The sequence below is a fragment of the Giesbergeria sinuosa genome, from assembly GCF_042652905.1.
In the GTDB taxonomy this organism is placed as follows: Bacteria; Pseudomonadota; Gammaproteobacteria; order Burkholderiales; family Burkholderiaceae_C; genus Simplicispira; species Simplicispira sinuosa.
The window spans coordinates 274,188-288,924 of record NZ_JBHSHJ010000002.1; the positions used below are offsets into that span (position 1 = coordinate 274,188).

Annotated in this window: 11 protein-coding genes and 1 pseudogene; 7 read left to right on the forward strand and 5 right to left on the reverse strand. The window is 58.0% G+C overall.

Features of this window, described 5'->3' with window-relative positions; all coding sequences use genetic code 11:
• Position 1 precedes the first annotated feature (1 nt).
• From ACFO6X_RS03915 to ACFO6X_RS03935, 5 genes and pseudogenes are all read right to left on the reverse strand, one after another.
• Entirely contained in the window at positions 2-634 is a 633-nt protein-coding gene (locus ACFO6X_RS03915; RefSeq protein WP_382430249.1) for a HEAT repeat domain-containing protein, read from the reverse strand.
• Positions 621-1,733: a chemotaxis-specific protein-glutamate methyltransferase CheB gene (gene cheB / locus ACFO6X_RS03920; protein ID WP_382430251.1), complete on the reverse strand. Its 1,113-nt coding sequence runs from the start codon at positions 1,731-1,733 to the stop codon at positions 621-623. The genes ACFO6X_RS03915 and cheB overlap by 14 nt, the downstream gene beginning before the upstream one ends.
• A gap of 25 nt (positions 1,734-1,758) precedes the next feature.
• Complete coding sequence (locus ACFO6X_RS03925; RefSeq protein ID WP_382430253.1) at positions 1,759-3,306, reverse strand: chemotaxis protein CheW; 1,548 nt, start codon at positions 3,304-3,306, stop codon at positions 1,759-1,761.
• Between the two features lie 14 nt (positions 3,307-3,320).
• A pseudogene (locus ACFO6X_RS03930) lies at positions 3,321-4,835 on the reverse strand (methyl-accepting chemotaxis protein); the annotation flags it as partial.
• Positions 4,836-4,901: 66 nt separating this feature from the next.
• Positions 4,902-5,294, reverse strand: a complete 393-nt coding sequence (locus tag ACFO6X_RS03935; protein ID WP_382430255.1) for a response regulator transcription factor — start codon at positions 5,292-5,294, stop codon at positions 4,902-4,904.
• A 337-nt stretch (positions 5,295-5,631) separates the two neighbouring features.
• Between ACFO6X_RS03935 and dusA the strand changes: the two genes are divergently transcribed.
• The 7 genes from dusA (at position 5,632) to urtB (ending at position 14,736) form a co-directional block, all read left to right on the forward strand.
• Positions 5,632-6,642: a tRNA dihydrouridine(20/20a) synthase DusA gene (gene dusA, locus ACFO6X_RS03940; RefSeq protein WP_382430257.1), complete on the forward strand. Its 1,011-nt coding sequence runs from the start codon at positions 5,632-5,634 to the stop codon at positions 6,640-6,642.
• Positions 6,643-6,778: 136 nt separating this feature from the next.
• Entirely contained in the window at positions 6,779-8,236 is a 1,458-nt protein-coding gene (locus tag ACFO6X_RS03945; RefSeq protein ID WP_382430259.1) for a polyhydroxyalkanoate depolymerase, read from the forward strand.
• Between the two features lie 6 nt (positions 8,237-8,242).
• A complete protein-coding gene (locus ACFO6X_RS03950; RefSeq protein WP_382430261.1) occupies positions 8,243-8,890 on the forward strand; it encodes an RnfABCDGE type electron transport complex subunit B in 648 nt (215 codons plus the stop codon).
• A gap of 168 nt (positions 8,891-9,058) precedes the next feature.
• Positions 9,059-10,663: a methyl-accepting chemotaxis protein gene (locus ACFO6X_RS03955; RefSeq protein ID WP_382430262.1), complete on the forward strand. Its 1,605-nt coding sequence runs from the start codon at positions 9,059-9,061 to the stop codon at positions 10,661-10,663.
• A 91-nt stretch (positions 10,664-10,754) separates the two neighbouring features.
• Positions 10,755-11,591 carry an urease accessory protein UreD gene (locus ACFO6X_RS03960; protein ID WP_382430264.1) on the forward strand — a complete coding sequence of 279 codons (837 nt, stop codon included), beginning with the start codon at positions 10,755-10,757 and terminating at the stop codon, positions 11,589-11,591.
• A 155-nt stretch (positions 11,592-11,746) separates the two neighbouring features.
• Positions 11,747-13,030 (forward strand): urea ABC transporter substrate-binding protein, encoded by a 1,284-nt coding sequence (urtA, locus tag ACFO6X_RS03965; RefSeq protein WP_382430266.1) that lies wholly within the window; start codon positions 11,747-11,749, stop codon positions 13,028-13,030.
• Between the two features lie 95 nt (positions 13,031-13,125).
• On the forward strand, positions 13,126-14,736 hold the full coding sequence (urtB, locus tag ACFO6X_RS03970) for an urea ABC transporter permease subunit UrtB (protein ID WP_382430268.1): 1,611 nt from the start codon (positions 13,126-13,128) through the stop codon (positions 14,734-14,736).
• Position 14,737: the final 1 nt, after the last annotated feature.

Genomic DNA, 14,737 nt, shown 5'->3' on the forward strand with positions numbered 1-14,737 from the left:
CTCACTCTTGCAGAATGCGCTTGATAGCCAGATCCGCGGCAAACTGGATATAGGGCTCTGCGGCAAAGCGGGTTTTGAGCTGGCGCAGGGGCTCTAGTGCGGCGCTGGAGCCCACCTCGCCAAGCAAATCCACAGCGGTGGCGCAAACGTTGACGTGGGGATCGTGGGTAATGACGGTGATGAGCCAGTTTTCTACCTCAGGGTGGCGCAGCGATTCGAGCACATTGACGGCAAAGATGCGCATGTCACTGTTGTCGTCGCTGAGCAGTTGACGCATGATGGGCGCCACGGCTTGGGGCAGTTGTTTGAGCGCCTCAATCGACTCGTTGCGCAGGGCCGCGTCTTGGCTGCGCAGGCATTGCACCAGCCCTGCAACGGCGGTGGCGTCTCCCACACGCACCAGGGTGGTAAGCATTACTTCGCGCACCGAATGATCGGTTTCTTGTAGCAGCCCGGCCACGATAGCGCCGCTGCTGCTAGGACAGTCCAGCAGATCGCGCGCAGCCCACCGCCGAGCCTCTGGACGCGGGTCGTTTAACTGGGCCAGCAACAATGGACAATCGCGTTCGGGCCGCTCTGGCAGATGCAGTTGTGCGGGAGCAATAGCCGGTGTTGGCGGTTTAATGAGGGCCATGGTCTGTCCTTGTGGAGCGGGTAGCCCAAGCGTTGAGCTGGTTGGCGATTTTGTCCAGTGGCAGCACGATAGAGGCACCGCCTTGTTGTATCAGGGCGGCGGGCATGCCAAAAACCACAGCAGTGCTGTCGGATTCGGCAATGGTGCGCCCACCATGTTGGTAAATTTGGCTGAAGGCCTGCGCACCATCATCGCCCATGCCTGTCAGCAGCACTGCAATCAGGTGCTTGGCGTTCACATGTTGCAAGGCACTGCGCCCCAGCATTTCTACCGATGGGTGCCATAAATATTCAGCAGAGGCGGGCTTAGGCAACACCATCAGGGTGCCCGCCCGGCGGGCCAGCACCATGTCAGCAGAACCCTTGGCAATGTAGATGCGTCCGGTGGACACAGGCATGGGGCTGGTGACTTCTACCACTTCTAGCGGACAGACAGTATTGAGGCGGTGGGCAAACGGCCCGGTGAAGGTGGCAGGCATGTGTTGTGCTACCAGTACCGGCCAAGGAAAGTCGGCGGGCAAGGCAGGCAGCAACTCTTCCAAGGCACGGGGGCCGCCGGTAGAGACACCGATCAACAGCAGGTCTTCGCAGATCAGTCCAGATTGGTGGGCCAAGGCGCTGGCTCGGCGCTGGTGTTCGTCGCGCAGGCGTTGGCTCAAACCTTGCACCGCCCCGCCGCTGCGGCGGCGAGCGGTGGCCGCAGTGGGGCGGGATTTGGCTGCGGCGCGTACCTTAGCCACCAAATCGGCCTGTATTTCTTGGATGGACAGCGAGATCGTGCCATCCGGTTTGGCCACATAGTCTATGGCCCCTAAGTTCATCGCTTCCAGCGTGACCAAGGCACCTTTTTCGGTCAGTGATGAGACCATGATGACCGGCACGGGGCGCTCGGCCATCATGAGTGACAGCGCCGTGATGCCGTCCATCTCTGGCATATTGATGTCCAGCGTGACCACATCGGGTAAAAAGCTGCGGTTTTGCTCCACGGCTTCGGCTCCGTTGTGGGCTTGGCGGATCTCGAAATCACCCTCTGCTTGGAATAGCGCCGGGAGTTGACGGCGCATGAGCGCGGAGTCATCCACAATCAACAGTTTGATCATCTATCGTCATCTCTCCCCTGGAGTGCTAGGTAGCGATAGTGGCCATAGAGGACAGTTCGGCGGCGGCGAGCAGGTGGTTGGGGTCGAGCAATTGCAGCATCCGCTTTTGCTTTTCTAGGTTGGCCATGCGTGCTAACAGCGTTGCCTGTTCCTGAGACAGATGGGGCGCTGGCTCAATGGCTTGGCGGGGTACTTTGAGCACTTCAGCCACGGCATCGACAATAAAGCCAGTGCGTACATTCTGGATCAAAAACACCATGATGCGCTGCCCATCGTTGCGCGCTACTGTGGGCAGCCCCAAACGGCGGCGCAGGTCAATCACTGGCAGTACGGCACCACGCAGATTGATGACCCCTTCTACCGCAGCAGGAGCTTTGGGCACATGGGTCAGGACTTCGGGCACCCGCACAATTTCTTGCACGCTGTCAATGGGTACGCCAAACTCTTCGGTGCCCAGTCGGAACACCACCACCTGTTCATCGTCGCCAGATTGGCTGTGGTTGGTGTCGCTGGTGCGCAAAGTAGGGTCATGGCTGTTCACGGTGCTCAGAGCCTCCTTGATGGCCGAATGGCGAAAAAGGTTGTCGGTAGAAATGATGGATACCAAGCGTTTGCCATCGCTAAGGCGGCAGATGTCGGTAATGTCGGCCATATCACTGTCGCGGGCCAGCAAACTCGGCATGGATTCCACATTGCGCCGAGGTACACGCAGCACCTCGTTGACGTTGTCCACCACAATGCCCACGGAAGCCCCTCGGATAGAGACGACCACAATGCGACTTTGCTCGTTGGCCGATTGGTTGGCCAAACCAAACATGCGTCGCAACGAAACCAGTGGCAGCAGGCGTTGGCGCAGCGTCATGACCCCCAACACATGGGACTGGGAATGAGGTACCTGCACGATTTGCTCGGGCACCTGCACAATTTCTTGCACATCTTCAATGGCAATCGCGTATTCCTGCCCTGCAACGGCAAAACTGACCAAATGCAGCTCTTCTTCGCTGGCGCGGCTTTGTTCGTCGCTATTGGCAGAGGCCAACAGCCCGCCTTGGCGGTTGCCTCCCAGGTGGGCAAACTCTTGGGCAATCAGTTTCTGGAAGTTGAGCACCATCACCATAGCGTGCCCCCCCACATCTTTGATCAGACCCGAGAGCAGTTCGGTATTGACCGTGCCTTGGATGCCTGCCACGTCTTCAATTTGGTTGGCATCGACACCCACCACGCTGGCTACGCGATCGACGACAAAGCCCATCGGTTGCCCTAAGTTGATGACCACGGCCCGCGAGGTGTCGTCGGCTGTGCGGTCGGCAAAACCCAACGCCCGGCGCAACGAGACAATGGGCAGCACCTTACCCCGCAGGTTGGCTAAACCTTCCAGAGTGGGTGGAGACAGGGGAACACGCACCACATCAGGCACGCGAATGATTTCTTGTACCGGTGCCATTTCGACAGCAAACACCTCATCCCCGGTCATGAAGGTGACGTATTGGCGGGTATCTGAGGACTGGAGGATGGTATGGCTCTCTGCCGATGCGCAGGAGGTATCGGGGTCGGCGTAGGTTTCGCTGCTCATGTGTCGCCCCAATGTCAGGCGCTTTGCAGCTCATCGGCCAGCGAGGCCACTTCTTCAATGGCAGCCGCTAGCTCTTCTGCTCCTTGGGCCTGTTGACGGGCAGCGGCGGCAGCTTCGTCTGCAGCCTTGGAAGCCTCTTGGGCCGCCGAGGCGATTTGATCAACACCACGCTTGACCTGAACGATGGCCGAGCCGATTTCGTTGGCGGCATTCAGGATTTCGGTGGTGCTGCGTTCCAGTTCGGCGGTGTCGTTTTCGATGGATACCAGACTGGTCGAGGTGGCTTTGGCCTTTTCCACTTCGGTGATCGTGGCGGCGATGATTTCGTCCAAATCGCGCCCGACCACGCCAATTTGGTCTTGCACGGCTTTGACCAAGTCTTTGATGCGGTCGGCATTTTCGGCGGAGTCTTGGGCCAGATTGCGGATATCGGTAGCGACGACAACAAAGCCCTTGCCAAATTCACCGGCGCGGGCCGCCTCAATCGAGCCATTGACCGCCAACATGTTGGTTTGGATGGATACGGTGGCGATGGCATCAACGATTTTGTCGATACGCCGCGACACCAGCTCCAGCTCTTTGACCTGCTTGATACTGACCCGTGAGGCTTCTGCCGAGGCCTGAATATTGGCAATCAGGCTGTTGACCATCGATTGGTTGGTGGCTAACAGCTTGCGCATGGCGGCCACTTTGTTGGCATTGGCGGTGCTGCGTTCTGTAGCCAATTGGGCGCTGCGTTCAATTTGGTTCACGGCGGTAGCGGAGGCTTCGGCGCCGGCCGATTGCACGTCGGCACCTTTGCGAATCTGTTCAATCGCCGCCATGATCTGCCCACCCGAGCGGCTGATTTCTTGCACAGCAGTGGAAAGCTCTTCAGCGGCCGAGGCAACCTCTTCGGCACTCTTGGCTACATCGGTAGACCGCTTGAGTTCTTCAGCCAATTCAGACAGGCCAGCGGCAGCTTGTTCGCTCTCGTTGAGGGCTTGGGTTTGTTCGGCCACGGTTTTGGCCGCTTCTTCGCTAGCGGCAGTCTGTTGCTCTGCAGCAGCAGCGATGTCTTCTGAGCCCTTGACCGCTTGGCGCGTGGCCGTGGCAGCCTGTGCCGCACCGCTGGCGATGTCGGTGATGCCTTGCACCAGCTCGGCCATGGTGTGACGAACTTCGTCCAGCTGCTGGGTGATGGTCTTGCCCTTTTCGACTTCGCCCTCTACGGTTTTGGCCGATTGGCCAATGCCATCAGCAATCACCTTGACTTCCTGCTGAATTTGGCCGACCAGCCCCTGAATTTGCTTGGCGCTTTTTTCTGAGGTTTCGGCCAAGGTGCGCACTTCATCGGCCACCACGGCAAAGCCCTTGCCATGCTGGCCTGCCCGAGCAGCTTCGATAGCGGCATTGAGGGCCAACAGGTTGGTCTGGTCGGCAATCCGGGCCACGGCCTTGACGATATCGCCAATGTTGGCAGCCTGTTTTTCCAGTTCAGCCACCTGGGTGACGGATGCCCCTTGGCGCTGGGCCGAAATGCTGACATTGTTGGTCAGAGGTGGTGCAGGGCGCACCAGGAGGGGAAAAACGGTGTTGGTGTGCCATGCATGGCCTTATCCCTGCTGGGCAGGCGTATGACCACTGCCCAGCAGTTGCTTGATCAGTTGCAATAACTCCACCGGCCCAAACGGTTTATTGAGATAGGCTTTGGCACCGGCGGCCAGTCCGGCATCGCGGTCGGTGGCGCTGTCTAGCGCGGTGATCATCACTACGGGTATATGGCGCAACAGGCGATCGGCTTGCAGGATGCGATTGACTTCCAGCCCATCCATACCCGGCATCATGATGTCTAGCAAGATCAAATCGGGCTGGTGTTGGCGTACCAGTCGCAGACCTTCCTCGCCTTGGCAGGCCTCTATGACGGTGTGACCATCAAACTCCAGGGTCATGCGAATCAACCGCCGGATGTCGGCTTGGTCTTCTATGGTAAGAATGGTGTTCGGCATATCCTGCAACAACTGTTTGACCTTGGCTATGCAACAAGGCGGGGTGATTGTTTGCGTATTCTGTACGAATTCATCCCCATGAAAACACAAGAATGACGAAAAGTGCCGTACATGTGCCCATGATCAGAGGCGGGGTTCAGGGTGTGTGATGGCGTGCATGTTGGCAGTGGCACCGTGATGCCACTTGGCGCAGTTGAATACCGTCCAGCGGTGGGCACGCCTGTCGAAATCGGCGTCCTTGGGGACGGGGAAGATGTCCAATGAACGGCAATAGTGGGGTCACTATCCTGCGCTACCATCGCCAGTCACCAATGGGCCTGCCGGGCCGACATCAGAGATGCTGCACATCGCTTCCCCTACAAATACCGAGAAACACTCACCGTGGCGCATGAGCGTGGCGCCCATGCTGGACTGGACGGATAGACATTGCCGGTTTTTTCACCGTTTGCTGACCAAGAACACGCTGCTGTATACCGAGATGGTCAACGCGGGGGCTATTGTTCATGGAGGCACGGAGCGCCATTTGCGTTTTAATGCCGAGGAGCACCCGGTGGCGCTGCAACTAGGGGGCAGTGATCGTGCTTTGTTGGCACAAAGCGCCCAACTGGGTGCCCAATGGGGCTATGACGAGATCAATCTGAACTGCGGTTGCCCAAGTGAGCGTGTACAGCGGGGGGCGTTTGGTGCCTGTCTGATGCAAGAGCCTACCTTGGTGGCCGATTGCGTCAAGGCCATGCTGGATGTGGTGGACGTGCCGGTCACTGTAAAGCACCGCATTGGGATTGATCAGAACGAGGAGTACGGCTTTGTCCGCGACTTTGTGGGTACGGTGGCAGGGGCTGGCTGCCGGGTTTTTATCGTTCATGCACGCAATGCCTGGCTCAAAGGCTTGTCACCCAAAGAAAACCGCGAGGTGCCTCCGCTGCGTTATGGTGTTGCTGCCAAACTAAAACAGGATTTTCCCCACTTGACGATCGCTATCAATGGCGGTTTCACTACCGATGCCGCTGTGCAGGAGCAGTTGGCCTTGGTTGATGGCGTGATGGTGGGTCGTGAGGCCTACCACAACCCTTGGTGGCTAGTTCGATGGGATGAAGTCTTTTATGGCGCCACCCCACAGCATCTGTCACGCGAGGCGGTGGAGGCCACGATGGTGGACTACATGGCCCGCGAGGCAGCCCAACACGGCACCCATTGGTATGCGATTGCTCGCCACATGCTGGGGCTGCGTCACGGTTTGCGTGGAGCCAGGCATTGGCGGCAGGTGTGGAGCAATCACCGCCTCAAGGATCTGCCTGCCCATGAAGTGATGGCTCTGGCCCATCAGCCGCCTGCGGTGTTGGGCTGAATTAGTGTCTTGGGTGCAACGCTGTTTCTCGCTGTTTCATTTTAATCATTAGTCTGCTATCCATTAACAAAATCTATCAGCTTGCCATATTGCAGTGCAGCATTTATATTGCAGTGCAACAAAACAGGACGCCACCATGCTCTACCAGATCTATGAAAACCAACGCTCTTTAATGGAGCCGTTCTCCGACTTTGCGCAAGCTTCGTCTAAGTTGTTTAGCAATCCCGGTTCTCCCCTGAGCCAGTTGCCTGTGGCGCAACGGGTGGCCGCCGCCTATGATTTGTTCTACCGCTTGGGTAAGGACTACGAAAAACCAGCCTTTGACATCAAAACCGTGAAGGTCGAAGGCGTGGAGGTGGCTATCCATGAGCGTGTGGCGCTAGACAAGCCGTTTTGTGAGTTGCGCCGTTTCAAGCGGTTTTCTGATGATCCGGCCACACTGAACAAGCTGAAAAAGCAGCCAGTGGTGCTGATCGTAGCCCCCCTGTCTGGTCATTACGCTACGCTGCTGCGCGACACAGTGCGCACCATGCTGCAAGACCACAAGGTTTTTATCACCGATTGGAAGAACGCTCGTTTGGTGCCCCTGTCGCAGGGCGAGTTTCACTTGGACGATTATGTGAACTATGTGCAGGAATTTATCCAGCACTTGCAAGCCAACTATGGCAATTGCCACATCATCAGTGTGTGTCAACCCACAGTGCCGGTGCTGGCCGCCGTGTCGCTCATGGCCAGCCGAGGCGAGAAGACACCTCTGTCCATGACCATGATGGGTGGGCCTATTGATGCCCGCCACTCGCCCACTGCGGTGAACGATTTGGCTGCCAAGCGCAGCTATGAATGGTTTGAGAACAACGTCATCTACCGGGTGCCTGACAGCTTTCCGGGGGCGGGCCGCCGCGTCTATCCTGGCTTTTTGCAATACACCGGCTTTGTGGCCATGAACCCCGACCGCCACATGGTCAGCCATTACGATTATTTCAAAGACCTGATCAAGGGGGATGGGGCCAGTGCTGAAGCGCACCGCAAGTTCTACGATGAGTACAACGCGGTGCTGGATATGGATGCGCACTACTACTTGGAGACGATTCGTACCGTGTTCCAAGAATATAAGTTGGTCAATGGCACCTGGGATGTGCGCTCCAACAGTGGTGCCTTGGAGCGTGTGCGGCCCCAAGACATTCATCACACCCGTCTGCTGACAGTGGAAGGGGAGTTGGATGATATTTCTGGCACGGGTCAGACCCGTGCGGCCCATGATCTGTGTAGCGGTATTGCGGCCACCAACAAAGAGCATTTCGAGGCCAAAGGGGCAGGCCACTATGGTATTTTTAGTGGTCGGCGCTGGCGTGAAATGGTGTATCCGCAGGTGCGGGCCTTTATCTACCACAGCCAAGGTGATGTGGCTTCCACGTCTGTGCCCAGTGCGCCCGTGACCACAGCAGCCGAGGCGGCACCAGCGCCTGCCAATGTGCCTACAGGGGCTGCCGAACACATGCACCAAGCAGACCCAGAAAATAGCTTGCAAATGGCGGTCACTGCCAGCCCCCGCAAGGCACCAGCAAAATACAACCGCCGTACGCGCAAGGGTTGAGCCGGGGTGTCTGCAGCGGATGAAAATTGGCAGGTGCTGGCGCTGCACATAGAGGCAGCATTGCCCCAGACGCAATGCACCCGCTGCGGCTATCCCGACTGTGCGGGCTATGCCCGTGCCATTGCCCAAGGGCAGGCGGCCATTAACCAATGCCCACCTGGGGGCGAGGAGGGTGTGCGGCGGCTCGCTGCCTTGACGGGGCAGCCGCCCCTGTCACTCAACCCTGAGCATGGGAGTGAAGGCCCACGCAGCGTGGCTGTGATTGATGAGGCTTGGTGCATTGGTTGCACCTTGTGCCTTGCGCCTTGTCCTACCGATGCAATCTTGGGTGCCAACAAGCAGTTGCACACCGTCATGGGTGAGCATTGCACCGGCTGTGGTTTGTGTGTTCCGGTTTGCCCTGTTGATTGCATTCAGTTGCAGACAGTGAGTGGAACGGCCACCGGTTGGCAAGCTTGGTCAACCGCTCAAGCACAACAGGCACAGGCCCGTTATCGGCAACATCAGCAGCGTTGGGGTGGGGGGGCGGCTCCTACACCAGAAGCCTCTGCGTTGCCAAAAACGGCTGTTTTGCCAGCAGCCAATCCACCATTGGATAAAAAAGCAGCCATTGCTGCTGCTTTGGCTAAGGCACGCGCTCGTCGTACAGGCTGAGTAGCAATCCGCATTGACCTCGGCTGGATTTCGTGTTTTAAAGATCCGCAGGAAGAACTGACAAGAAAACGTCACAGCCAACGGGCATAGTGGCGCCACACCCTGCACTTTGGGTGTGTTGATTTTCTGAATGGTCTTTCAATGCAATTCTTTTCACACACTTCTGAGATGTCACGCAGCAGCTTGGGGCGCCGTCTGCTGTCGGCTTTCCTGTTGGTGTTGTTGTTGGGCCTGGTGGGGGCCATGATGGGGATTTGGTCGTTGAGCCGCATCAACGACGCTACCAAAGGCATGGTGCAGCACAGCATGGCTGCTGAACGCTTAGTGGCAGACGCCTATCGCGCCCAGGCCATCAATTCTGAGCGGTATAAGGCCGTGGCCTTGAGTTCGGAGCCAGAGGTGGGAGAGATACTGGGGAGCGATATTGCCAAAACCCAGGAAAATTATGATCGCCTCATGGCCGAGCTGGACCAACAGCTGCAACAACCTGCCGAGCGCGAATTGTTGGCACGCATTCAGGCCGCAGCCAAGGACTTTATGCTGGCGCGCACAGAACTGGTGGCCGCCCGCGACTCGGGTCTGACAGCCCGCATCCATTTGGTTTATAGCAACCGTTTCTTGCCCGCCACCAACACGTTGCAGACCTCTCTGGGGGCTTTGACCCAGTGGCAGCGCAATGCCATTGATGCGCGTGACCGCGAGATTGCCCAGTGGAGCGACCGGGCCAGATTGGCGTTGTTGGGTTTTAGTGCCCTGGCTTTGGTGTTGGGTGGTGGTTTGGCTTGGTGGTTGATGCGCAGTATTACCCGACCCATCGCCACGGCCAGTGCCACGGCCAACCGGGTGGCTAACTTGGATCTGCGCCATGAAATTCAAGGCCATGAGCGTGATGAGGCAGGGCGTATGTTGATGTCGCTGGCCGTGATGCAGGAGGCCTTGCGCACCTTGGTGGCACAGGTGCGGGCATCGGCACACAGTATTCGCACTGCGACCAGTGAGATCGCGATGGGAAATGCGGATTTGTCGGCACGCACCGAAGAGACCGCGTCCAAATTGCAAGAGACAGCGGCTTCGTTGGAGCATATTACTGGGCGGGTGGTGGCATCGGCAGCCGCTGCCCGTCGGGCAGAGAGCCTCGCCAGCACGGCAGCGGCAGTGGCACAAGAGGGCGGCACTGCTATGGGTCAGGTGCAAAGCACGATGCGGGGCATTGAGCAATCTTCAGACAGGATTGTGGACATCATTGATGTGATTGATGGCATTGCCTTTCAGACCAATATTTTGGCGCTCAATGCCGCCATTGAGGCAGCGCGTGCCGGAGAGCAGGGGCGCGGGTTTGCAGTGGTGGCCAGTGAGGTGCGGATGCTGGCTATCCGCTCGGCAGAGGCTGCGCAGCAGATCAAATCCCTGATTCAAGATTCGGTGGCCCAAGTGCAGGCAGGAGCCAAGATGGTCAATGATGCGGGCGACACCATTGCGCGCACGGTCTCATCTATTCGGCAGGCTTCTTATGCCATGACAGAAATCAGTGCAGCCACTTTGGCACAAAAAGAAGGGATTGGTCAGATCAATGTGGCGGTGGCCCGGATTGATCAGGTGACACAGCAAAACTCGGCTTTGGTGGAGGAGTCGGCTGCTGCTTCTGAGAGTTTGCAACAACAGGCCCAAGAGTTGGCCCGCTTGATCAGCCGGTTTGTCTTGCCAGAAGCAACGCCAGAGCCCGAAGTGCTCCAGTGTGCCACGCCTCTGGAGCTGGGCATGTCGCCCCGCTGAGGGGGGCTTCCCATGTGGCCGCCTATGGGGGCGCGGGTTGCAATGGCATTGATTTTGCTTGAATGGGGGCTGGTTCTTACTCCTTTTCAAAATGTCCTGGCAAGCCCGACTCGATCTTCAGTACCACCGCCATCTTTCAGGACAGACGCTATTGCGCCACCAGCACACTGGGCCATTGCGCATCTTTAAGAGCCTGTATCCAGAAGGTGCTGGTATTTGCCACAACGTGATCGTGCACCCCCCCGGTGGCTTGGTGCAAGGCGATAGCCTAGAGATTGAAGTGGCAGTGGCGCAAGGTGCCCATGCCTTGATTTCTACGCCGGGTGCCACACGCTTTTACCGCAGCACCAGTGGTGAGTTGGCACGGCAGCAGGTGCGTTTGCAACTGGAGGCCGGGAGCCGACTAGAGTGGCTGCCATTGGAGACAATTGCTTACGATGGCTGCCAAGCACAGAACCAAGTGCAAGTGGAGTTGGCACCGGGGGCAGAATTGCTGGCTTGGGATGTGGTCAGTTTGGGCCTACCCGCCGCTGCGCTGCCATTTGCCAGCGGTTGCCTGACCCAACATTGGGAATGGCCTGGCATCTGGCTGGAGCGGGCCTGTATTGCTGCCGAGGACAAGCGCCTGTTGTGCAGCCCATTGGGTTTGGCAGGTCAGACGGCCTTGGGCACCTTGGTGCTGGCTTGTGGCACACCCTTGACACGGCTACGACGTGAGGCGCTGTTGGAGGCCTGCCGTGGCCTGATAGAGGCCCATCCGTTGGCATCACGTTGTGGCGCCACTTGCCCCAATGATTACATGCTGGTGGTACGGGCACTGGCCTCGCAGGTGGAGCCATTGATGCAGTTGTGGCAATCCCTGTGGGCGTTGCTGCGGCGAGAAGCTTGGTTACTGGCAGACCAACCGCCCCGCATCTGGAGCGTGTAGCGGGCAAGATACGCCCGCTTGTACGCCATCTGGCGTACAGACGAAAACAGGGGCCGTTCCTACCATCACTACATCTGCTCCACACAAGGCCACCACAGGGTGGCAGTGCAGCAGAAACCGTAGTCCCCATTACCCTTTAGGAACGGAAAACCGCCATGACCAGCTCCTCCTCGCGTCGTCTGACCCTCAAGACCCTGTCGGCTGCCGCCGCTGTAGCCTCTATCGGCCTGTTGGGTCTGCCTGCCCAGGCGGCAGACACCATCAAGGTGGGTGTGCTGCACAGCCTGTCGGGCACGATGGCTATTTCTGAAACGGTACTCAAAGACACCGTGCTGATGGCGATTGATGAAATCAATGCCAAAGGTGGCGTGCTGGGAAAGAAGCTCGAACCCGTGGTGGTCGACCCAGCCTCTAACTGGCCGCTGTTTGCCGAAAAAGCCAAACAACTGATTGACCAAGACAAGGTGGCGGTGGTGTTTGGCTGTTGGACTTCGGTCAGCCGCAAGTCGGTGTTGCCGGTGTTCGAAGAAAAGAATTCGCTGCTGTTTTACCCCGTGCAGTATGAGGGCGAGGAGTTGAGCAAGAACGTGTTCTACACCGGTGCAGCCCCCAACCAACAGGCTATTCCGGCAGTGGAGTATCTGATGAGCAAAGACGGTGGTGAAGCCAAACGTTTTGTGCTGTTGGGCACGGATTATGTGTACCCCCGCACCACCAACAAGATTTTGCGTGCTTTCCTGAAGTCCAAGGGTGTGGCCGAGGCCGACATCATGGAGGAGTACACCCCTTTTGGTCATTCAGATTACCAGACCATCATTGCCAAGATCAAAAAGTTCTCCGCAGAGGGTAAGAAAACGGCAGTGATTTCTACCATCAATGGTGACTCCAATGTGCCCTTCTATAAAGAGTTGGGCAATGCAGGCTTAAAGGCCAAGGACGTGCCTGTGGTGGCCTTCTCCGTGGGTGAAGAGGAGTTGCGCGGTGTAGATACCAAACCATTGGTGGGCCATCTTGCTGCGTGGAATTACTTCATGAGTGTGAAGAGCCCAGCCAACACCGATTTTGTGAAGAAATGGAGTGACTACGCCAAGGCCAAGAGCATTCCAGGCCACAAAGACAAGCCGTTGACCAACGACCCGATGGAGGCCACCTATATCGGCATCAACATGTGGGCGCAGGCCGTGGCCAAGGCCGGCTCTACCGATACCGACAAAGTGATTGCAGCGATGGCAGGCCAGACCTTCCAAGCCCCCGGTGGTTTTGTCTCCACGATGGACAAAGAGAACCACCATCTGCACAAGCCGGTGTTTATTGGTGAAGTGAAGGCCGATGGGCAGTTCAAGGTGGTGTGGAAGACCAAAGGCCCGGTAGTGGCCGATCCGTGGAGTGACTACATCGCCGAAAACAAGGGTAAGGCCAACGTACCCGCCAAGAAGTAAGGCCGTGGGCCGGGTGCCCCCGTGGCACCTGTGGATGGAACGGGCCGCCCTTTGCGGCCCGCAGTTTTATCGGGAAGTCAAAGATGCGACACACCATGATGAGCGTACTGCGGCGCACCGTGCTAGGGCTGGGCCTGGCCTGTGGTGCCCTGCTGCCACTATCGGCTTCGGCACTGACCGCCGATCAGGCCTTGCAATTGGTTGAAGGCGAGGCTGATGAGCGTGTAGCCCAACTATTGCAACTGGCCGCTAGCGACGATCCGCGCGCCCATGCACTGATTCGGGCCTTGTCGGAGGAGAGCGTGCAGGTGCAGGAAGGCCGCGTGCTGATCGTGCAGGGCACGCAGGCGTTAGACGCGGTGAGTGGCGTGGCTGTGCCATTGGGCGATTTGGCAGAGGAAGCGGTGGTCAACAACCGTTTGCGCGGTGCCTTGGACAGCGCACTGGCGGGCATGGATCTGTTGGAAGGCGACAGCACACGCCAAGCACAAGCGGCAGCCATTTTGCAGCGCGGCGCTTTTGATGACCCTAATCCGGCACAACTGCTGTTGGTCGAGCGTGCGCTCTCGGCTGAATTTGCCAACAAGCTCGACCCTGCCGCGCGGGAGTCGTTGCTGCTGGCACAGGCTGCACTGCATTTGGCCAGTGCCGACCCAACCCAGCGCATAGCTGCGGCACAAAAGCTGGCCCACACAGGCCAACCGATTGTGAAGGCGCTGTTAGCACAGCGCCTGAGTGCCGAGGCCAACCCCACCGTGAAAGCTGCGCTGAGCCAAGCCCTGCGCACGGTAGAGAACCAACTGGACACAGCCGCAGCATTGGGGCAGATGTTTACTGGCATCAGCCTAGGTTCCATCTTGCTGCTGGCGGCACTGGGGTTGGCGATTACTTATGGCCTGATGGGGGTCATTAACATGGCGCATGGCGAACTCATCATGATTGGTGCCTATGCCACCTATCTGGTGCAGGTGGCTTTTCGCCAGTATTTGCCCAATGCCTTTGACTGGTATTTGTTGGCAGCGTTGCCGCTCTCGTTTCTGGCTGCAGCCTTGGTGGGTGCGGCGATGGAGCGCAGTGTGATCCGTTTTTTATATGGTCGTCCACTGGAAACGTTGCTGGCCACTTGGGGCATTAGTCTGGTGTTGATGCAGGGGGTGCGTAGCCTCTTTGGCGCCCAAAACGTGGGGGTAGAAAACCCAGCGTGGATGAGCGGCGGCATCACGCTATTGGGCAGCCTGACCCTGCCCTGGAACCGCATCGTCATTGTGGCTTTTGCCTTAGCGGTGCTGCTGGCGGTGGCACTGTTGATTGGCAAAACGCGCTTGGGCCTGTTTGTGCGTGCTGTCACACAGAACCGCCCTATTGCCTCTTGCATGGGGGTCAATACGGCGCGCATCGATACCTATGCCTTTGCACTGGGCTCTGGTATTGCGGGGCTGGCGGGCTGTGCCTTGAGCCAAGTAGGCAATGTGGGGCCAGACTTGGGCCAGAACTACATCGTCGATTCTTTCATGGTGGTGGTGTTGGGAGGCGTAGGGCAGTTGGCAGGCACGGTGTATGCCGCGCTGGGGCTGGGCCTGTTAAACAAGCTGCTGGAAGGCTGGGTGGGGGCTGTGCTGGCAAAGATTGCTGTGCTGGTGTTCATCATTGTCTTTATCCAAAAGCGTCCGCAAGGCATTTTTGCCCTCAAGGGCCGTCAAGCCTGAA